This window comes from Vibrio sp. 10N.222.48.A3 (genome assembly GCF_041475345.1).
In the GTDB taxonomy this organism is placed as follows: Bacteria; Pseudomonadota; Gammaproteobacteria; order Enterobacterales; family Vibrionaceae; genus Vibrio; species Vibrio tasmaniensis_A.
Window position 1 is genome coordinate 1 of the sequence record NZ_JBFRVX010000783.1, and the last position, 1,171, is coordinate 1,171.

At 41.2% G+C, this 1,171-nt stretch carries 1 protein-coding gene; it reads right to left on the minus strand.

Annotated features, from left to right (window positions below):
• Window positions 1-1,162: ABC transporter transmembrane domain-containing protein (locus AB4653_RS19745; RefSeq protein ID WP_372105102.1), on the minus strand; the 1,162-nt coding region annotated here is incomplete at its 3' end.
• Between the last annotated feature and the right edge of the window lie 9 nt (window positions 1,163-1,171).

The window sequence follows — 1,171 nt, forward strand, 5'->3', positions numbered from 1 at the left end:
TCTTACCTGCTGGAATGTGCAGCGACAGCCTATTTAAAACAGTGTTTTCTAATGTGTAAGAGAATGTAACGTCTTCAATGTCGACTGTCACTTCTTGATCTTCATTAAATGGGTTCACTTTACTGATAGGGCGCTTCTCTTCTTCTAACTGAAGAAGGTCGTTGATGCGCTGAAGTGCTGCTTTTGCGCTATACCAAGAGAATTGAATCCCTAACAACTCTTGTACCGGGCCTAACATAAACCACAAGTAACCAAATACCGCGAAAATCTGACCAATCGTTAAGTCACTGAATAACACCATTAGCATCGCGACGGCACGGAAAAGCTCGAAACCTAATAAGAACAGCAGAAACGAAACACGGCCAGCAGCTTCTGATTGCCAAGCGTATTTGTCTGCATCGACTCTCACTTGGTTTGCTTGAACCTTAAGTTCATCGAGAAAGATACGTTCCTTGTTTGCCGCACGCAGTTGGTAAATACCGTCTAAGGTTTCCACTAAACGGTTTTGAAAGCGCTCGAAAGATTGGTTCTCATACTTTTTAAGGTGTTTAACTCTGCTACCTAGTTTACGGGAGAAATAAATCACAACAGGATTGACCAGTAAAATGAACAGTCCTAAACGCCACTCTAACCATAGCAACACGATAGCGGTACCGAAAACGGTTAAGAAGCTAATTATGAACTTAGATAGAGTCGAACCAATGAACTTATCTATTGTCTCTATGTCTGTTATCAGGTGAGCATTAATACCGCCACTGCCTTTGGTCTCGTATTGTCTAATACTAATGCGGCCAAGCTTATCTATCATCTTACTGCGCATTTGATAGGTAATTGTTTTTGAGACAAGCGTGAATTGACGCCCTTGTAGAATGTTCAACGCTTGGCTAACAGTACGCATGATTATGACTAACAGCAAAGTCAGTGCAATATAGCCAGTTGGTGTCTGCAACGATGTTGGAAGTAGATGGTTCATCATCTCTAAGCCAGAAGCCGGCTTATCAAGTAATACTTCATCAACCATTAATGGCATGAGCAACGGGATAGGGACACTAATGAGAGTTGCAAGTATGGCAATAATGTTAGCAAACAGTAATTTGGACTTGTGTTTTTTTACTTGAGTTATTAACCAAGAACGGCTAATAGTGTCTTCTGAATTGGTCATTGTAATGAG